Here is a 19144-nt window from a genome sequence, read left to right as displayed (position 1 = left end):
ACACCTGAAAAAAAGACCTATTTTTCAGGATTTTTGTCGTGCGCAAAAATGAAGCCTCAATTTCTTAAAAATTAGCTTGATTTATATTATCTAATTTTTATAAAAAAAGACTGTCAACAAAGTCAACAGTCTAGTTATCATTTATTAAAACAATTATTTAGTTTTTTCAATGATTTCGATGAAGCTATCTTCTTTTAATGAAGCCCCACCAATTAAAGCACCATCGATGTCTGGACAAGCCATGTATTCAACGATGTTTCCAGGTTTAACAGATCCACCATATTGAACACGTACATTTTCAGCTGCTTCATCACCATACATTACACGAACTTGGTCACGAACGATTGCACAGCATTTTTGAGCATCATCTTTAGTTGCTGATTTACCAGTACCGATAGCCCAGATTGGTTCATAAGCAATTACCATGTTTCCAACGCATTTTGGACATAAGTCAGCGATTGATCCAGTTAATTGTTCACGGATAACTTTTTCAGTTTCTCCAGCATCGTATTGAGCTTCTGTTTCACCGATACATAAGATTGGAGTGATTCCAGCTTCGATTAAACGTTTAGCTTTTTTGTTTACTGTTTCATCAGTGTCACCGAACATTTGACGTCTTTCAGAGTGACCGATAATGCAGTATTTTAATCCAATTTCTTCTAACATTGGAACAGAAACTTCACCAGTGTAAGCTCCTGAATCTACCCAGTGGCAGTTTTCAGCTGCAACGATTAAGTTTTTAGCGTTATCTACAGCTGTTCTTAAATCAGTGAATGGACATCCGATACCGAATGTAGCATTTTCACTTGCAGCAACTGCATCTACTTTTTCGAAGAATGCTTTAGTTTCTGCATTGTTTTTATTCATTTTCCAGTTTCCAACAATAATAGGTTTTCTTGCCATGTTCTTTCTCCTTATTTTTCGTTGATGATTGCGATACCAGGTAATACTTTACCTTCCATGTATTCTAATGAAGCTCCACCACCAGTTGAAACGTGAGAGAATTTATCTGCATATCCTAATTGTTTAGCAGCAGCAGCTGAGTCTCCACCACCGATAACAGTGATAGCATCTTCTAATTCAGAGATAGCTTTACATACTTCTTCTGTACCTTTAGCGAATGCAGGCATTTCGAATACACCCATTGGTCCATTCCATACTACCGTTTTAGCACCTTTTAAAGTTTCTTTGAATAATTCAACTGATTTAGGTCCGATATCTAATCCTAACCAACCATCAGGAATGTTGTCCATATCAGCAACGTCTACATTTGCATCTTCTGCAAATTTGTCAGCGATTACTGTATCAACAGGAAGAACTAATTTGTCTCCAGCTTTTTCTAAATATTCTTTAGCTAATTCTAATTTGTCATCTTCAACTAATGAGCTACCAATTTTTCCACCCATTGCTTTAGAGAAAGTATAAGCCATACCTCCACCGATGATAACTTTATCAGCTTTCTTTAATAAGTTGTCAACAACATCGATTTTTGAAGAAACTTTAGAACCACCGATGATAGCTACAAATGGATGAGCAGGTTCATCAACAGCTTTTCCTAACATAGTTACTTCTTTTTCTACTAAGAATCCTAATCCATTTTCTTTAATGTTTGAAGGAATTCCAACAGTTGAAGCATGAGCACGGTGAACAGATCCGAATGCATCTTCTACGAATACATCACCTAAGCTAGCCCAGTATTTACCTAATTCTTCATCATTTTTGCTTTCACCTTTTTCGTAACGAGTGTTTTGAACTAAAACGATTTCTCCTTCGTTTAAGTTCGCAACCATTTCTTCTAATTCAGGTCCACGAGTTACAGGGCAGAAAGAAACTTTAGTTTCAGGTAACAATTCTTGTAAACGAACCGCAACGCATTCTAAGTTATTTTTAGCTTTGTCTTCTTCAGTTTTTACTTTACCTAAATGTGAAAATAATACAATTTTCGCATTGTTTTCAATTAAATATTTAATAGTTGGTAAAGCCATTACAATACGGTTGTCATCAGTAATTTTACCGTCTTTTCTTGGTACGTTAAAGTCACAACGTACTAAAACCTTTTTTCCAGCAACATCAAGGTCTTTAACAGTCATTTTAGCCATAATATATCCTCCTAATGTCTAAATTATGCGATTCCATTATATCACTACACAATTTGATTGACTAGTTTTTCACAAACATTTTAAATACTCATTAATTGACGAATGATTTCTTGTGCTCGCTTATAGTCTTTTCGATATTCAGCACTGTCTAAAGATACCGGTTTATTCGATACAACAGCCATTAAATCTTTAAACTGGAAACCAATTTTAACCACTACATAAAATGAATCACCTGATCCACTTGTAAAAGGATGATCATTAATAAATTGTTCTGAAACATTAATGATTTCGCATTCTTCAATATTACTTTTAGAATACATTTTACCATTTAGATAAAAACACTTATCCTCAATTAAAATCATATTTTTCCCTTTCTCCTTTTTTAATTATATTATCACCTGTTGTTTGTTTTAACAATTAATGTATCTTAAAAAAAGACCGAAAACGATCTTAAAATGGTAAATATTTTTCTGTTACAATTTCTAATACTGTAACTATCACAGCCATGCCACCTGACCATACCAAAGCTAAAGCTTGTTTCATTTGAACAAACAAAGCCAGGAAAATCAAAAAGCTTATAATAAATAAAATAACGCCTTTTTTACGTATATCCATAGTCGATGAAACTTCATTAATCATCTTTCCTATGCACAACATAATAATAAAAACACCAACGAAAACAATGCACTTAGATACCATAAAAATCCCCCTTTATTTTATAGTCTCTTGTAATCCCCTCTTTATTATCTCATGAAAATCAAAAAGTAAAAGAACTTTTTTAAAAAAATAAACGGTCGTTATTTATGATAAGACCGACCGTTTAAAATCATGAAACCACGATAAATTTGTTCTAAAATAAGTACCCTTGTCATCAAATGCGTAAACGTTAAATCCGATAATTTCCATCTGACATTGGCACGATTCACTAACGCTTGACTAGGTCCTAAAGACCCTGCAATCACAAAGACAATGTGACTTGATTTCATTTGCCAATTAGATAAAGACTGTGCAAAGCTTTCACTATCCATCATTTTTCCATGTAAATCTAAAAGAACCACAAAATCTGTATCTTTAATTTTACTTAAAACTCGTTGTCCTTCTTTTTCTTTAATGAGAAGAACTTCGTTTTCTCTATCCACATGATCATTGGTTTCATCTTTAAATTCCACAACATTGATTTTAGTAAACCCCGAAATACGTTTGCAGTATTCTTTTTCAAGAGCCGTTAAAGCTTTGTCTTTGTTCTTTCCAATGGCATATATTTCAATCAAATGATAGCCTCCGTAGGAAATTGTGACGTAAGAGCTCTAACTTCTTCTTTGATGCGAGCACAAGTCTGTTCATCATTTGCCTTTAACACTTCAATCATCCAGTTTGTGACTTGTTCAAATTCTTTTTCTTTAAAACCACGTGAAGTCATAGCCGCAGCTCCTAGACGAATTCCTGATGTCACAAATGGTTTTTGAGTATCATATGGAATAGTATTCTTATTACAAGTAATACCTGCTTGGTCTAATAGTTTTTCAGCTGCTTTTCCTGTCATACCAATAGAATTTAATACATCTACCATCAACAAATGATTATCACTTCCACCAGATACGACTCTGAAACCAGCTTCTTTAAATCCTTTAACCATAACTTGAACATTCTTTAATACTTGATCAATGTATTCTTTAAATTCAGGTTGACTTGCTTCATATAAACAAATTCCTTTGGCAGCAATGACATGTTCAAGTGGTCCTCCTTGCATACCTGGGAACACCTTAGAATCTAATTTTTTCGCAAATTCCTGTTTACAGAACACCATTCCCCCACGAGGTCCACGAAGTGTTTTATGGGTTGTCGTTGTTACAAAATCCGCATATGGAATAGGACTTGGATGTGCTCCTGTGGCAACTAAACCAGCAATATGAGCCATATCCACCATTAAATAACACCCAGCTTTATCGGCAATTTCACGTAATCGTTTAAAATCGATAATACGAGAATACGCACTTGCACCGGCAACAATCAATTTAGGTTTTACTTCCATAGCTTGTTGTTCCAATAAATCATAATCAATTAATTCGGTTTCTTTATTAACCATATATGGAATAAAATTATATAAAGTTCCTGAAAAATTTAATGGATGCCCATGAGTCAAATGACCCCCAGCCGCTAAATCCATTCCCAAAACTGTATCCCCTGGTTCTAGAATGGTATTATAAACAGCCATGTTGGCTTGAGAACCAGAATGAGGTTGAACATTCACATGTTCGGCTTTAAATAAATCAAGTGCTCTTTGAATCGCAAGATTTTCGGCTTCATCTACATGAACACACCCACCATAATATCGTTTGCCAGGATATCCTTCCGCATATTTATTTGTTAGCACTGAACCTTGTGCTTCTCTTACTTCACTGGAAACAAAGTTTTCCGAAGCAATCAATTCCACATTAAATTTTTGTCTTTCTTGTTCTTTTTCAATAATTGAAAACATCTGTGTATCACGCATAGTATACATCCTCCATGTGCTTATAGTATCACTTTAAAAATTCTTCATCAATTACATCTTCTGTTAAAGACATAATATATTCAATACTGACTTCATTTCCTTCAAAACCATTTAAAACGTGTTTCTTCGCTAAAGAATCTGAATACTGATCGATTTTATAACACTTAAAATGATCTCGTTCGTCCATAATATTATTTTGATTTCCTTCAAAATGAATGATAGTTGGTGTCCATTTCACATTTTCAATAGTAATGTCATCTTCTTTTTGCACAAAATCAAATTGAATCATGCCACCTACAATATTTTCACTACTCAACATTCCACCCATGAAATTTCCCAAAGAATAAACACACAACATCTTATTTCCATTTTCTCCTGTAATCCATTCAACAGGTTGAATCACATGAGGATGTGTTCCAATTACTACGTCCACACCACAATCTGCAAATAACTGTGCATAATATTTTTGATATTCATTGGGTTCAAATGTATTTTCATCTCCCCAATGACTCGAAACAATCACAACATCACTGATTTCTTTAGCACGATTCATTTCATCACGAATACTATCTTCATCTAAATACGATACATTATAGTCGTAATTAGGCACAATGCCATTGGTTCCATATGTATAAGCTAGAAAACTAAACGTAATTCCTTTTTTCTCAAAAGTAGGAATCGTATTATAAGCTTGTTCACTATCATATACCCCATCAAAGACCATATCCGTATCTCTAAACGTTTCTAATTCATTTTCAATTCCTTGTTCATATCGATCAAGAGAATGATTCGTTGCCAAATTCACTAAATTAAAACCTGTATCCTCTAAATTCTTGGCAATTTCACTTGGAGAATTAAAATTTGGATACCCCGATAAAATAAGTTCCTCGCCACCTAAAATCGTCTCCTGATTAATAAAAGCTATATCGGCTTGTTTGGCATCCTTAGAAAAGTTTTTATACATTTTAGTAAAATCATAGCCATCTTCATTTTTCGCATCATTAAAAATATTGCTGTGAATTAAATTATCGCCCACTCCCATAAACGAAACTACATTATCTTGTTTGACTTCTTCACTTACCATTTCCGTTGTGATTTCTTCTTTGACAAAGATATTTTTAATAGTCTTAATCGTAAAAGAAACAATGTTTACACAAATCACAAGAATCAAAGTACAAATAACACCAAATATAATACGATTTCGAGTACGCTTACGAAGACGTCGTTTTTTCTTCTTTTTTGCCATAAATTAATCCTTAACTTTTTCTAAGATTTCTCCCATAAAATACAATGACCCACACACTAACATATCCTCACTAGGATTATTAATTTTTTTAATTAATTCTTCTTTGGAAATGACAGGATAATGCAATGAATCTAAATCATAGGCACGATAACTATCAATGTGAACTAATGTAATAGGACAATGAAGCGTATTTAGAATATCTAACATTTCTTTAACGTCTTTATCACTTAACGCTGAAAAATAAATAGAACCCTTCCATTCCTTTACACTATTAACTAGACTTCTAATTCCATCTACGTTATGAGCTCCATCTAAAATAACTCTATAATCTCGTTTTAACTGTGTGAAACGCCCTAACCAATTAAATTCATCGATTGTTTTTTGAATTACTTCTGGTTTTAATTCCACTCCAAGAGCAAACAAACACTCCAATGCCAAAGCTAAATTATCAACTTGATAATAAGGCAAATTCATATAATATGTATGTTCATTCCATTCAAAAGAAATCTTGTTTCCATCTTGTTGATATGGAAGCGAAACAAAACCAAGCATTGGCATTATAATGGAGGCCACTTGTTCCATAACCCTTTGACAATTTTCTTTCTTTTCCGTTGTCAAAGCCAATACACCTGGTTTAAAAATACCACTTTTTTCATACGCAATTTGTTCAATACAATCGCCTAAGTATTGTTGATGGTCCATACCCACATTCGTAATCAAAGTTGCACTATAATCCAAAGCCGTTGTCGCATCCAATCGTCCTCCCATACCGACTTCCATAATCATTACATCAACTTCTTGTTCTAAAAAATACGCTAAGGCCATCCACAAATCCATTTCAAACATGGTCATTTGTTTCTCATTAAACAAAGGTTCATATTGATCATAAATACGTTCCCAATCAACACTTGAAATCATTTCATTATTCACAACAATTCTTTCAAAATGTGAAATCAAATGAGGAGAAGTAAAAACCCCTACTTTAAATCCTGAATTCTTTAATAAACCCTGTAGCCATTGACAAGTACTTCCCTTTCCATTGGTTCCTCCTACTTGTATTTTGGATACCGCTTTATGATCTGGTAAATATTCATTCAACCATTCTCGATACAATAATAAGTCATGGTTTTTACCACGACAGCTTTCCATTTTTTCTATTTTTTGTTCTACATTCATGTTTGTATTATATCAAATTGTGCTATGATTTATATCAGAAATAGAGGAATTTATATGAGTACAATGAACAATGACTGGGATACTTTATTTGATCAAGAAATTCAAAAAGATTACTTAATTAAAATTGATTATTTCTTAGCAAAAGAATATAAAACAAAAGAAATCTATCCCGCAAAAGAAAATATATTTGCAGCTTTTAAAACAACACCCATCAAAGACACAAAAGTGGTGGTTTTAGGACAAGATCCATATCATAATACTGGACAAGCACAAGGCTATGCCTTTTCCGTTCCAAGTGATTTTCCTTTACCTCCTTCTTTAAAAAACATTTATAAAGAATTGGAAAATGAATATCACGTACCTGTGAGTCGTAATGGCGATTTAACGGATTGGGCTAAACAAGGTGTCTTATTAATGAATACCGTTTTAACAGTAGAAGCTCATAAAGCTTTTTCTCATAGTAAAATTGGTTGGCAAAACTTTACGAATGCAGCTTTACAATTATTAAATGAACAAGATCAACCAATTGTTTTTATGTTATGGGGAAACAGTGCCATTCAAGCTAAAAAATATTTAAACAATCTCAATCACTTAGTCCTTACAAGTCCTCATCCATCTCCTTTAAGTGCTTCAAGAGGATTTTTTGGGAATAATCATTTTAAATTATGTAATGAATTTTTAGAAAAACATGGTGTTTCACCTATTCAATGGATTTAAAGATAATTTGACTAAAACAAACTTAACAAGTAGATTTAAAGTAGTGATGAATATACGTCGGAAGGGCAATTTAGAAGAGAGGCAATGTGTAATCCTCTCTTTTTTTATTTCTTATACTAAAAAAGCAGATTACTCTGCTTTTAGTTCAAATAAAATATCACGAAGTTGAGCTGCTCTTTCAAAGTCTAATACTTTGGCTGCTTCTTTCATTTCTTTTTCGATATTTAAAATCATCGTTTCCTTATCTTTTTTACCCATCTTCTTTTTCTTCAAGTATTTAGCCGTCATTTCTTTTGTTTCTTTAGAACGAACGACATCATGAATTGGTTTAATGATGGTTTTAGGAACAATACCATGTTCTAAATTATATTGTTCCTGAATTTTACGACGACGATTCGTTTCATTAATCGCATATTCCATGCTCTCGGTCATGTTATCGGCATACATGATAACTTTTCCTTCACTGTTTCGTGCGGCACGACCAATAATTTGGATTAAAGAACGCTTAGATCGAAGGAATCCTTCTTTATCGGCATCTAAAATCGCAATTAAAGAAACCTCGGGAATATCCAATCCTTCTCTAAGTAAGTTAATACCAATTAATACATCGTATTTCCCTTGTCGTAGGTCGTGAATGATTTCTGTTCTTTCGATTGTCTTAACTTCATGGTGTAGCCAAGCTACTTTTAAATCCATGCTCTTTAAATATGAAGTTAAATCTTCAGCCATGCGTACTGTTAAAGTTGTGATTAATGTTCTCTGATTTTTCTCAATTCGTTCTTTGATTTCCCCAACTAAATCATCGATTTGTCCTTCAATTGGACGAACCTCAACAATTGGATCTAGTAATCCCGTTGGACGAATAATTTGTTCAACGACTTCATTGTTCACTTGTTCAAGTTCATAGTCACCTGGTGTAGCGGAAACATAAATAGCTTGATTGATAAGTGATTCAAATTCATTAAAACGTAAAGGACGGTTGTCTAAAGCGCTTGGTAAACGGAATCCATATTCCACTAATGTCTCTTTTCTAGCACGATCGCCGTTATACATTCCTCTAATTTGAGGTAAAGAAACATGGCTTTCATCAACAACTAATAAAAAGTCATCTGGAAAATAATCAAATAAAGTATAAGGTCTTTCCCCTTCTTTTCGTCCATCGATATGTCTTGAATAGTTTTCTATTCCAGAACACATTCCAATTTCTCGAAGCGATTCAATATCGTGACGACACCTTTGTTCAAGGCGTTCTTTTTCTAATGGCTTTCCTTGTGAATCAAAATAATCAAGACGATCTTCTAATTCTTGTTCAATGGAATCCGCTGCTTTTTTCATAACATCCATTGTATTGGCATATCCGGTTGCCGGATAGAAATTATAGATACGATAGGCTTGTATTAATTTACCTGTTACAGGATCAACTTCACTGATTCTTTCCACTTCATCATCAAACAATTCAATGCGAACCACAAATTGATCGGTATGCCCTGGTGTCACTTCAATGACATCCCCTCGTCTTCTGAATGTACCACGTTGAGGATCCGAATCATTACGACGGTATTGTTGTTCAATTAATGCTTCCATTAATTGTTTTTGAGAAATAATTTCGCCAACACGTAAAGAAAAAATCATGTGACGATATTGTTCCGGGTTACTTGCCCCATAAATCGAAGCAACTGATGCCACAATAATCGTATCTCTTCTTTCTAATACGCTATTTACAGCAGCCATACGAAGCATGTCTAATTCTTCATTTGTCTTCGTATTTTTATCAATATATGTATCTGTTTTAGGAACATAGGCTTCGGGTTGATAATAATCAAAATTTGACACAAAGAATTCCACTCGATTTTGAGGAAAAAATTCTTTGAATTCACTATATAATTGCCCGGCTAAGGTTTTATTATGGGCAAAGACTAAAGTTGGTTTATTTACTTTTTCAATTACTTTTGAAATTGTGAATGTTTTTCCTGTACCCGTTGCCCCTAATAATACCTGTACCTTTTTATGATTTTCAATTCCTTTAACTAATTTATCAATTGATTGTACTTGATCTCCCGCTGGTTGATATTCTGAGTGTAATATAAATTTATCCATGTCTTGATTATATCATAAAAAAGAAGAGCTTATCGATTGATAAGCTCCTTAAGGCCACATAAAACTAAATACTAAAACTAAAATCATAGAGGGTAACATATCCGCTAATGGAAAATCTTTTATTTTACACATTTTTAGTCCTGTAGCCAACATCAAGATTCCTCCACATGCTTTGAAGTCACAAATCATTGTTTCTGTACAAAAAGGTAAAATAAAGCGTGACAACATAAACATCAACATCATGACCATGAACTGAGGAATCGATACTAGGGCAACTGTTTTTCCTAGTGTACAGGCAAAAATAATAGCGGTAAAGAAATCTAAAATAGCTTTCGATATCAGTATCGATGAATCTTGTGTCATCCCTAATACAAGTGATCCATAGATACCTGTTCCGCTTGCACAAAACAATACAATACTCGTAACAAGTAAATCATGGTCTTGTACTTCTTGTTTGACACACTTTGATAAAAGATTGCCACCTTTTCTTTATCTTGAATATGAAATACTAATCCTAAACTAGTTCCAATGACTACAGATAAAATAACAGCAGGCATTGTTTTCATCAAAATAATAGAAGATATCGCCATGGTAATGGAACAAAGACCAAATATTAAATTCAAGTTTTCTTTAAATGAATCCGATAAATATTCTTTCACGAAGTTTCCAATCAATCCACCAATTAGAACACTTGCACAATCAACAATGATTCCTACTGGCATATTAACCTACTTCATCATATGAAATGACTTCAATTTCATTTTCTTTAAGCCATTGTTTCATGTCTTTATCACAAAGCATTTCAACTTCCATGGCTCTTGGAATTAATAAAGAAGATGTTTTTAATATATAGGCGTCTAAATAACCTGGATGACATACAAACATACATAGACCATTGTCAGGATAATTGGTTAGAGCTGCTTGTTTTAAAGACTTATATGGATCGTATTCAGGTTTCATACTATCTAAGCTTGTGTACAACATGGTGTTTCTAAATTTCACGGGTCCATTAAATCCAACTGGTAAATAATCACATCCATGTGCTTTAGCCACGATTTCCATTCCTTTAAAGAAATTATCGGAACACACAGCATGCCCTTCAAAATAATGAGGTTTTTGTCCTGTAATTTCGACAAACTTTTGATATTGTGCTTCAATTTCTAAAATGACTTCATCTAAGTTCACAAAATCTTCTTTCGCACTTCGATAAACTTTACTTGCTTTCAAATTCCCAGATTCATCACAAATACTAGGGATTTTAGATGGATCTGTTAATGGTTTTCCAACACAAATATTGGTATGTAATCCTAAACATACATTACTATCTTTAATTAAATTATATCCATGTAAAGAAGCTGGCATATTTACCATAAATCCAACGGATTTAATAATTCCTTCTTTTACACTTTTTTCAATTCCGTAATTAATTCCTTCGCTAAATCCTAAATCATCGGCTCTAACTATTATTTTTCTCATTTTTTTATTACTTCCTCATCTTTTGAAAATCCAAAGAAATAAGTGACTACAGCAGCAACGATAATTGCGATGACTCCACCTATAACTCCTTGGGTAAAGTTACCAGCAGGTCCTCCTGCAAATCCACTTAGGGCTACAAAGCTTGCCACAGGCACCATTGCATAGGATGCTACTCCCATGATAGCACAATATAGGGCACCCGCAAATCCACCGGCAAATAAACCAATGAATGGTCGTTTAAATTTTAAACCAGTTCCATATAATCCTGGTTCCGTAATTCCACCAATAAAGGCACTAATTAAATAAGAAAGTGTTAACGCTTTTTCGTCTTTGTCTTTAATCTTTAAGAACGCCCCAATCAACATTCCCGATACAGCTACACTTGCCATTGTGGCACCTGGTGAAACAACGGCATCAAATCCATTTTCCGCAAACAAAATCAACATATTGGCAATAAATACTTGATGCATTCCTGTCATAACTAAGAATTCCCATAATCCACCAATTAAGGCAATAACTAAAATACCAATTACTGGAATATTTCCTAGTGCTAATAATCCACTACATAACGCATTTCCAATCCATCCTCCAATAGGAGCGCATACTCCAAACATAATTGGTAGCATGATAACTAAGCTTAAGAATGGAACAAATACCGTTGATAAAATATCTGGAATGATTTTCTTCAATCCTTTTTCAACCCATTTTAAAATAAATACCGTTAAAATAATTGGTAACACTGTTGATGTATAATTTGATGGTGTTACTGGAATTCCAAATACATCAAAGTTAGATCCTACTAATGAAATAAACGTAGGATGAATCAAAATAGCTCCTAACAACATTCCAATAAAAGGACTCGCTCCCATTTTCTTTCCAGCTGTGTATCCTAAGAAAATAGGCATAAAATAGAATCCTGCATCTCCAACAAAAGTACATAAAGTATAGATATTACTTCCTGCTTCTATCCATCCTAACATGTCACCAAATACGGCAACAATCATCTTAAACATCGCAGCACCCATCATAATTGGAATCAATGGCGTAATACTTCCTGATAATGTATCCATGATTGCTTTTCCAACTGATTTTGGTGTCCACTTTTTCTTTTCTGTGTCTAAATCTTCATTAATTGAACTTTCTTGGGCAAATCCACCAATTTTGCATAGATGTTCATAGACTTTCGTAACATTTTGTCCAATAATGACATGATATTGTCCACTTGAACGAGTCACACCAATAACACCTTTAATACCCTTAATCTTTTCATCATCAATTACACTTTCATCTTTTAAGTTAAAGCGTAATCGCGTAATACAATGTGTCACAAATGTGACATTTTCTTTTCCACCTACGGCTTGTAGAACTTCCGTAGCAATTTGTTGATTTTTATCCATTTCTTTTCTCCTTTATATAACTGTCTGGCCACAACAGTTTTTTCAAAAATAAAACCCCACATAAAAAATATGTGAGGTAATGCCCATAGCGGTAACAATCCTAATTTAAACGATTAATATGTATCATCAAATACAAGAGTTCGTCTTTGGAACAAGGCTCATTGTATTCTTTTTCCATGAATTTTTCTATTTCACATACACAAGCATAACACTGAGGATATTGATTCTTCATATTTTCAAACATTTCTATGTTTTCTTCTTCAATGGTTTCATGTGCTTCTTTTCGTTTCACAAAATATAAAACGTGATAACGAAATCTTTGATAGTTCACACTATTTTTATCTACTTTTATATCATAATGCTCTTCTATGATTTTCGTTAATTTATTTAATATACGACTCGACTTTTCTGACAATGTTTCCACATTTTTATTTTGTCCTTCATGAGAACTAATCAAATGCATTGCCACACAAGTAATTTCTCCTTTTTCTAAATACACATTCATTTTTTTATTGATGTTTTTCACAATCCAAAATGCACATTTATTAAATAAAGGAAATTGTTCTTCAATTTCATAAGAATATGGAAAATTAATTTTCATTCCAGCTTTGGTTCTTTTAATGCTGTAAGATAAATGATCGGCTAAGACAAAAACTAAATTTGAATCCCAGTTTCCATCAATTTTTGATTTCACAACATCAACCATGTAACTAACAAACTCAAGAAATTCCATATCAATTTCATTGAATAATTGATAAAACTTCGGATTTACATCATAAAATGTTCGATTTATTTTACTTAGGTCATTTAATTCATAAGGTATTTGTCCAAAGCCAATTCCTTTTCCAAATAGAACAACTTCACGGGCATCATTATCCAAGCCAATCGCAACATTATTGTTTATCTTTTTAATGATTTTCATGCCCTTCCTCCTAAATAAAAAAACTCTATAAAACAAAACCAATTTATATGGGTAATGCCTCAAAGAGTAACAATCCGATTTATCAACTTGTATATAATATATATCATGTTTTGAAATTTTGTGCAAGCGCTTTCCAAATAAAAAGATCACAGATTACTCTGTGATCAAAGAAATTGCCTTATCATATTGGGAATCTAAATTCATTTCATTTATCTTTAATAGAACATCTGCTTGGATATTTTTAAAAGTATCCACATCACAATTCCCTGTTGGATCTAGATTATGATCCACTTGATATTGTTCAAGTGCTTTAGAACTTGCCAAACTAAAATACGTATCCGTACGATCTACATCATATCCTAAAAATTGTAGATACAATTGCAATGCCTGAGCATTAACATGAACACTATCCTTAACAATTTGTTCATCGTCTTCCATTTGTTTATATTGAACAGATGAAACCTTGTTGTTTTCAATTTTGACATCTGGTTCAAAGCCAACTTTATTAATGGAAGTTCCCTTAGGTGTTACCCATTGAGCAATTGTATATTTGATTGAAGTTCCATCATCAAATGGAATACTTACTTGTTCAGTTCCTTTTCCATAGGTTGTAGTTCCTACAGTTGTCACTACATCGTTTAAATTATCTTTTAAAGCTCCAATTAATACTTCTGCTGCTGAGGCTGTATTCTCATTTTGAAGAATCACAATTTTATTCATTTCAACACGATCATATTCATTCGAACTCTTTTGAACAATGTCCTTATCTTTTTGTTTTTCAATGAAAACAGGAGAATCTTTTTCTAATAAACAAGAAGCAATGTCTAATACACTTGTCAAATAGCCTCCTGTATCATCTCTTAAATCCAAGACCATTTTCTTAATGCCTTTTTCTTTTAATTGCTGCATAGCCAAATTAAAATACTTAGCAGAATTTTGTGAAAAACTATTTAAGATAATATACCCATAGTCATCATAAATTTCACATACTACTGTTGAATCATAAGAAGAAGGCGTAATTGTTGTTTCCATTTGTTTGTTGTCACGTAAATAAAGTACTTTTAATTCTTTATTTTCGTTTTCTTTTATATAAGAAATCACGTCTGCTGTATCGGATTCACTACAAACCATATCATTGATTTGAATTAAAACATCACCTGGTTGTAGATTTGCTTTTTGTGCAGGAGAATCCATAAAAATATGACGACAAACCATATTGTTGTTGACATCCGAATAAAAACTCAAACCAATTCCAACGTTACTTCCTTCTAATGAACTACTAAATAATTTAGCTTGTTCTAAGCTAAAATAATTGGTATGAGGATCTTCGGAAAAATTCACCATTCCCGATAATGCTTGTTCAACTAATGTTTCATCGTCTATGGTATCAGAATAATACCATTTATTTTTTAGTATCTTATAAACTGTATTGAATTTTTCTAACTCGGGATTGGTATTTGTTTTATAGATTGTTAAACAAACACCCACACCAAGGGCAAAACAAATAATACAAGCTATTATAGAAGATACATGTTTACCTATTTTTTCTAACATATTTTGATACTGCCAACTTACTTGCCAACCAGCCAATTCCAATTCCTAATACAAAGATAATCCATCCCATTTGATGCATCATTTGACTTGGCTCAATTAGCTTTAATACATTGACAAATAATTTTCCTCCCACTATTTCATAAATTTTCGCATAACCTATTTTTACTAAAAAATAAGTCGCAATAGAACCAACAAATCCAATAAACATTCCCTGAATTTCAAAAGGCAAACGAATAAAAGCAGAAGTAGCTCCTACTGTTTTCATTATGGCAATTTCGGATTGTTGTGAATAAATTGTTGTTTTGATTGTATTGTGAATTAAATACAAACTTAAAAAGACAAGAAGAAGGGCAACTCCATATCCTACTGTACGAACTTTTTCCATAAGTTTCATTAATTGAGTAACGCTGCTTCCTCCATAGGCACAAGAAGCCACGTTTTCGATTTGTTCGATTTGCGAAACAGTTTTTTCAATTTTAGATCCATCTTTTACTGTCACAAAATACGCATTGGCTAATGGATTCTCTTCGCCTCGATACATTTCGAAGGCTTTTCCTTTTTCTTCAATCATCAATTCTAGTTCATCGTCTTTTGATGAAAAAGTTACTGTATTCACATTACTTATATTTTTTATTTCTTCTTCAATGATTGGTAATTGATCATCACTCACCGTTGTTTGAAGAACAACATGAATACGAACATCTGATTCAACGTTTCTTGAAAACGAATCGACATGAAATCCTACTATCAAACAACAAGCTACAAGAAATATCGAAACAAATACAGCCATACTACTTGATAAACAAAGCACAAAATGTCGTTTAATTTTAATAAAGGCATGCTTTAATTCATACAAAAATAAATATAACCATCTCATATGCTCTTATATCCACCTTGTGAAGAATCGTGTACGATATATCCATTATCCAATACAATTGTACGCTTACGATATTTTTCAACTAAGACACTATCATGGGTTACCATGATAATAGTGGCATTAATGCTTCGATTGATTTTTTCAAGTAATTCAATGATTTCAAAACTCTTTTCAGGGTCTAAGTTTCCTGTTGGTTCATCGGCAATTAAAACCTTTGGATTATTGGCAATGGCACGTCCAATCGTAACACGTTGTTGTTGTCCACCCGATAATTCATCTGGATATGATTTAGCTTTTTCTTGTAGATCAACTAAATCTAAGACCTCACGAACACGTTTACGAATTTCTTTTTTAGGTGTTCCCACTACTTCTAGGGCAAAGGCAATGTTTTCATATACCGTTAAAGTAGGTAGTAAACGATAATCTTGGAAAATACATCCAATTTGTCTTCGATATTGAGGAACTTTTCGATGTTTTAAAGCTCCTACATCCACTCCATTGACGATAATTTGCCCTGAATCCGGTACTTCTTCCCCGTTTAATAATTTAATCATAGTACTTTTTCCAGATCCGGTAGCTCCAATGATATACACAAATTCACCGTCATTGATATCCAATGAAACATGGTTTAAAGCATGAACTCCATTGGGATATGATTTATCTACATTTCTTAATTGAATCATATTGCCCTCCTAGAAAAATCTTTCTGGTCGTTCACGACATGGTGCACTAGCACCTGCCTCGCATGCCGTTGCGGTTGTATTCCATCCAGCTCCAAAGGCAAAATCAGCACTCGCCGCAAATCTAGAAATGGCTGTTTCCATTGACATACTTCCTAAATTGATTACTTCAATATGACAATGCGCTCCTGAGGAGTTCCCTGAATTTCCTACCGCTGCCAAATATTGTCCTTGGCTTACCACTTGTCCAGCACTAACACCAAAGCCTTCTTGGGCTAAGTGTGCAAAAGAAATCGCGTATAGTGTTCCATTCACGTTGCACAACATTTCAATTGTGTTTCCACCACCATATGGCCATCCTGTCCAGTTTCCTAGGTATCCACCATTTGTTGGTGCTGGATTCGATGCATAAATGATAACTCCATCAGCAGGGGCAATTACTGGTGTTCCAATGCTTGCTGCCATGTCCTCTCCTAAGTGCATTCCACCACCTGGATAGGCCCAAGTTCCTGCGGAACGATAAGCCCCTGGCACAGGATTAATAAATCCGGAAACACTAGGTACAGTTACTTCAACAGATGGTGAAATTACACCTGCAGAAGGAATGTTATTACTTGCTGCTGCTTGTTCTTGAAGTTTTTGTTTTAAATCCGCTTCAACTTTACGATATTCTTCTGCCAATTGATCATAGGATGCTTGTAGTTCTTGGGCAAAAGCTTTTTCTTCTTCAATTCTTTCTTTTTGTTCTTCGATTTGATCCGATAAACGCTCTTGTTCGTCTTTCTTTAATTCCAATTCTTTTTTCAAATCACTTAATTGCTCAATTTGTTCTTGATCACTTGCGGTAATTCGTTCAATTCCACTGAATCGTCTAAACATTTCATTTAGACTACTTGAACCCATAATTAAGTCAATTAAAATATTTGTTCCCGTTCCCGCTTGTTCATTAATCATTCGCGTAGAAATTTGATCCGACCATTTATCGATTTCTTTTTGTTTTTCTTCGATTTCAACTTTAACAGCTTCAATTTCTTTATTAATTTCAACAATCTGGTTTTCCATATTTTTAACTTGAGAATCCAAAGAATCACTTAAAGTCTTTTGTTTCTTAGCTAATTCTTCAATACGACTTGAATTCAATTGAAGAGATCCTAAATCGTTTTTATAAGATTCCATTTCTTCTTTTAATTTATTAAATTGATCATCTAAATAATTTTGGAAACCAACACAGGCTTTTACGCCTTCTTGACTTGTTTGTACTTTCGAACAAGTCGCATACCAATAATCTTCATCTGAATAATCCACATCCTGAGCATAAACAGGAATACATACCATCAAAGAAAGACAGAGAATACAAGAAAATAATTTTTTCATATTTACAGTTGTCATCCTTTCTATCGTGTCCATTTTAAATATTTATGAGATGCTAAGTAAGAACCAATCACACCTACGATAAGTCCTACCAATAAAATACCTAATGATAAATATAACATATTTGGCATAAATGGCATAATTTTCAACATACTGCTGACTAACACACCATCTAATTTAGAATATAAAACATAATATCCTATATCACAAATCAAAATAGGAATTAAGCTTCCAAAGAAGCCAAAAATCATTCCTTCTAACATAAATGGGAATGTAACATACCAGTTCATGGCACCTACATTTCTCATTATCATAATTTCATCTTTACGTGTTTGAATCGTAAGTTTAATGGTATTACGAATTAAATAAATTGCCAGGATAATCATAATACCAAGGAAAACATATCCCCATTTACGAACAACTGCCATTAAAGATACGAGTGTAGTAATCATGGTTCCTCCATAATTTACTTTGGCAACTCCATCCATATTTTCTATTTTCTTACTGATGGAATCTAAGTTTGATTTATCTTTTAGATTTACAACTAAAACATCATATAATGGATTGGATTCTTTATATTGTGAAAAGACATCACCATTTTCCTCAATTAAGGCATCGAGTTCATCTTCCTTACTAGAGTAAGAAACAGATTCAACATCTTTTAATTTTTCTATTTTCTCCATTAAAGAAGGTATTTCTTCTTGTTCAACAGAAGGAGAAATAGAAACTTGAATTATAAATTCTTCTTCTAATCCTTGGGTAACATAGTCTAAGTTTAATGCGAATATACCCATAATCATTGCGATAAATAAAGCTACAGCAATAGATAATATAGAAGAGAATGTTAAGGAAAAATGACGGCGAATGTCTTGATTTGCCATTCTAAACATACGTGGCAAGCATTTTATAAACAAGAACATTTTTTCACCTCACAGTTTATTATAACATATCTTAAATCATATAGTCCAAAATCACATAATTACACAATAAATATCCACCAGCCTAGCTGGTGGTTTTTCAGTTTCGGGCATAGCCCTG

20 protein-coding genes are annotated in these 19144 nt (G+C 33.2%); 1 reads left to right on the top strand and 19 read right to left on the bottom strand.

Features of this window, described 5'->3' with window-relative positions:
- Positions 1–153: 153 nt before the first annotated feature.
- The 8 genes from tpiA to ACI313_RS00475 form a co-directional block, all read right to left on the bottom strand.
- On the bottom strand, positions 154–903 hold the full coding sequence (gene tpiA, locus ACI313_RS00510) for a triose-phosphate isomerase (RefSeq protein WP_320608719.1): 750 nt from the start codon (positions 901–903) through the stop codon (positions 154–156).
- Positions 904–914: 11 nt separating this feature from the next.
- Positions 915–2099: a phosphoglycerate kinase gene (locus ACI313_RS00505; RefSeq protein ID WP_320608720.1), complete on the bottom strand. Its 1185-nt coding sequence runs from the start codon at positions 2097–2099 to the stop codon at positions 915–917.
- Positions 2100–2179: 80 nt separating this feature from the next.
- Complete coding sequence (locus tag ACI313_RS00500; RefSeq protein ID WP_320608721.1) at positions 2180–2461, bottom strand: hypothetical protein; 282 nt, start codon at positions 2459–2461, stop codon at positions 2180–2182.
- A gap of 88 nt (positions 2462–2549) precedes the next feature.
- Positions 2550–2798 (bottom strand): hypothetical protein, encoded by a 249-nt coding sequence (locus ACI313_RS00495; RefSeq protein ID WP_439755030.1) that lies wholly within the window; start codon positions 2796–2798, stop codon positions 2550–2552.
- A 98-nt stretch (positions 2799–2896) separates the two neighbouring features.
- On the bottom strand, positions 2897–3370 hold the full coding sequence (locus tag ACI313_RS00490; protein ID WP_320608723.1) for a 23S rRNA (pseudouridine(1915)-N(3))-methyltransferase RlmH: 474 nt from the start codon (positions 3368–3370) through the stop codon (positions 2897–2899).
- Positions 3367–4593, bottom strand: a complete 1227-nt coding sequence (gene glyA, locus ACI313_RS00485) for a serine hydroxymethyltransferase (protein ID WP_320608724.1) — start codon at positions 4591–4593, stop codon at positions 3367–3369. Before glyA ends, ACI313_RS00490 begins: the two co-directional genes overlap by 4 nt.
- Positions 4594–4621: 28 nt before the next feature.
- The gene (locus ACI313_RS00480; protein WP_439755029.1) at positions 4622–5839 is read right to left on the bottom strand and encodes a CapA family protein; all 1218 of its coding nucleotides are present in this window, start codon (positions 5837–5839) and stop codon (positions 4622–4624) included.
- Positions 5840–5842: 3 nt separating this feature from the next.
- Positions 5843–7015, bottom strand: a complete 1173-nt coding sequence (locus tag ACI313_RS00475) for a bifunctional folylpolyglutamate synthase/dihydrofolate synthase (RefSeq protein WP_320608726.1) — start codon at positions 7013–7015, stop codon at positions 5843–5845.
- Positions 7016–7078: 63 nt separating this feature from the next.
- On the opposite strand from ACI313_RS00475, the gene ACI313_RS00470 reads away from it, so the two are divergent.
- Positions 7079–7732: a uracil-DNA glycosylase gene (locus ACI313_RS00470; protein WP_439755032.1), complete on the top strand. Its 654-nt coding sequence runs from the start codon at positions 7079–7081 to the stop codon at positions 7730–7732.
- Between the two features lie 129 nt (positions 7733–7861).
- Here ACI313_RS00470 and uvrB read toward each other — a convergent pair whose 3' ends face one another.
- The 11 genes from uvrB to ftsX (ACI313_RS00415) all read right to left on the bottom strand — a co-directional run bounded on the left by uvrB (position 7862) and on the right by ftsX (ACI313_RS00415) (position 18996).
- Positions 7862–9829 (bottom strand): excinuclease ABC subunit UvrB, encoded by a 1968-nt coding sequence (uvrB, locus tag ACI313_RS00465; RefSeq protein WP_439755028.1) that lies wholly within the window; start codon positions 9827–9829, stop codon positions 7862–7864.
- 48 nt (positions 9830–9877) lie between these two features.
- Positions 9878–10246, bottom strand: a complete 369-nt coding sequence (locus ACI313_RS00460; protein ID WP_439755031.1) for a DUF554 family protein — start codon at positions 10244–10246, stop codon at positions 9878–9880.
- A complete protein-coding gene (locus ACI313_RS00455; RefSeq protein WP_320608729.1) occupies positions 10195–10551 on the bottom strand; it encodes a DUF554 family protein in 357 nt (118 codons plus the stop codon). The genes ACI313_RS00460 and ACI313_RS00455 overlap by 52 nt, the downstream gene beginning before the upstream one ends.
- 1 nt (position 10552) lies before the next feature.
- On the bottom strand, positions 10553–11305 hold the full coding sequence (locus tag ACI313_RS00450) for a ChbG/HpnK family deacetylase (protein WP_320608730.1): 753 nt from the start codon (positions 11303–11305) through the stop codon (positions 10553–10555).
- A complete protein-coding gene (locus ACI313_RS00445; protein WP_320608731.1) occupies positions 11302–12702 on the bottom strand; it encodes a PTS transporter subunit EIIC in 1401 nt (466 codons plus the stop codon). Before ACI313_RS00445 ends, ACI313_RS00450 begins: the two co-directional genes overlap by 4 nt.
- A 100-nt stretch (positions 12703–12802) precedes the next feature.
- Positions 12803–13624: a PRD domain-containing protein gene (locus ACI313_RS00440; RefSeq protein ID WP_320608732.1), complete on the bottom strand. Its 822-nt coding sequence runs from the start codon at positions 13622–13624 to the stop codon at positions 12803–12805.
- 153 nt (positions 13625–13777) lie between these two features.
- Positions 13778–15178, bottom strand: coding sequence for a S41 family peptidase (locus ACI313_RS00435; RefSeq protein WP_320608733.1), 1401 nt, complete (start codon positions 15176–15178; stop codon positions 13778–13780).
- On the bottom strand, positions 15159–16055 hold the full coding sequence (gene ftsX / locus ACI313_RS00430; protein ID WP_439755027.1) for a permease-like cell division protein FtsX: 897 nt from the start codon (positions 16053–16055) through the stop codon (positions 15159–15161). The genes ACI313_RS00435 and ftsX (ACI313_RS00430) overlap by 20 nt, the downstream gene beginning before the upstream one ends.
- Positions 16052–16738, bottom strand: coding sequence for a cell division ATP-binding protein FtsE (ftsE, locus tag ACI313_RS00425; RefSeq protein WP_320608735.1), 687 nt, complete (start codon positions 16736–16738; stop codon positions 16052–16054). Before ftsE ends, ftsX (ACI313_RS00430) begins: the two co-directional genes overlap by 4 nt.
- A 9-nt stretch (positions 16739–16747) precedes the next feature.
- A complete protein-coding gene (locus ACI313_RS00420) occupies positions 16748–18109 on the bottom strand; it encodes a murein hydrolase activator EnvC family protein (RefSeq protein ID WP_439755026.1) in 1362 nt (453 codons plus the stop codon).
- A 20-nt stretch (positions 18110–18129) separates the two neighbouring features.
- Positions 18130–18996, bottom strand: a complete 867-nt coding sequence (ftsX, locus tag ACI313_RS00415) for a permease-like cell division protein FtsX (protein ID WP_320608737.1) — start codon at positions 18994–18996, stop codon at positions 18130–18132.
- Positions 18997–19144: the final 148 nt, after the last annotated feature.

The organism is Floccifex sp. (assembly GCF_051873495.1).
GTDB lineage: Bacteria > Bacillota_I > Bacilli_A > Erysipelotrichales > Erysipelotrichaceae > Floccifex.
Note: the sequence above shows the minus strand (reverse complement) of the source record. Positions and strands in the feature narration are given on the sequence as shown.

Excerpts from the sequence above, each read along its gene's own strand:
- glyA (WP_320608724.1), bottom strand. The coding sequence starts at position 4,593 with ATGCGTGATACACAGATGTTTTCAATTATTGAAAAAGAACAAGAAAGA.
- uvrB (WP_439755028.1), bottom strand. The coding sequence starts at position 9,829 with ATGGATAAATTTATATTACACTCAGAATATCAACCAGCGGGAGATCAA.
- ACI313_RS00440 (WP_320608732.1), bottom strand. The coding sequence starts at position 13,624 with ATGAAAATCATTAAAAAGATAAACAATAATGTTGCGATTGGCTTGGAT.
- ACI313_RS00500 (WP_320608721.1), bottom strand. The coding sequence starts at position 2,461 with ATGATTTTAATTGAGGATAAGTGTTTTTATCTAAATGGTAAAATGTAT.
- ACI313_RS00470 (WP_439755032.1), top strand. The coding sequence starts at position 7,079 with ATGAACAATGACTGGGATACTTTATTTGATCAAGAAATTCAAAAAGAT.
- tpiA (WP_320608719.1), bottom strand. The coding sequence starts at position 903 with ATGGCAAGAAAACCTATTATTGTTGGAAACTGGAAAATGAATAAAAAC.
- ACI313_RS00420 (WP_439755026.1), bottom strand. The coding sequence starts at position 18,109 with ATGAAAAAATTATTTTCTTGTATTCTCTGTCTTTCTTTGATGGTATGT.
- ftsX (WP_320608737.1), bottom strand. The coding sequence starts at position 18,996 with ATGTTTAGAATGGCAAATCAAGACATTCGCCGTCATTTTTCCTTAACA.
- ACI313_RS00435 (WP_320608733.1), bottom strand. The coding sequence starts at position 15,178 with ATGTTAGAAAAAATAGGTAAACATGTATCTTCTATAATAGCTTGTATT.
- ACI313_RS00475 (WP_320608726.1), bottom strand. The coding sequence starts at position 7,015 with ATGAATGTAGAACAAAAAATAGAAAAAATGGAAAGCTGTCGTGGTAAA.
- ACI313_RS00495 (WP_439755030.1), bottom strand. The coding sequence starts at position 2,798 with ATGGTATCTAAGTGCATTGTTTTCGTTGGTGTTTTTATTATTATGTTG.
- ACI313_RS00480 (WP_439755029.1), bottom strand. The coding sequence starts at position 5,839 with ATGGCAAAAAAGAAGAAAAAACGACGTCTTCGTAAGCGTACTCGAAAT.
- ACI313_RS00455 (WP_320608729.1), bottom strand. The coding sequence starts at position 10,551 with ATGCCAGTAGGAATCATTGTTGATTGTGCAAGTGTTCTAATTGGTGGA.
- ACI313_RS00505 (WP_320608720.1), bottom strand. The coding sequence starts at position 2,099 with ATGGCTAAAATGACTGTTAAAGACCTTGATGTTGCTGGAAAAAAGGTT.
- ACI313_RS00445 (WP_320608731.1), bottom strand. The coding sequence starts at position 12,702 with ATGGATAAAAATCAACAAATTGCTACGGAAGTTCTACAAGCCGTAGGT.
- ftsE (WP_320608735.1), bottom strand. The coding sequence starts at position 16,738 with ATGATTCAATTAAGAAATGTAGATAAATCATATCCCAATGGAGTTCAT.
- ftsX (WP_439755027.1), bottom strand. The coding sequence starts at position 16,055 with ATGAGATGGTTATATTTATTTTTGTATGAATTAAAGCATGCCTTTATT.
- ACI313_RS00450 (WP_320608730.1), bottom strand. The coding sequence starts at position 11,305 with ATGAGAAAAATAATAGTTAGAGCCGATGATTTAGGATTTAGCGAAGGA.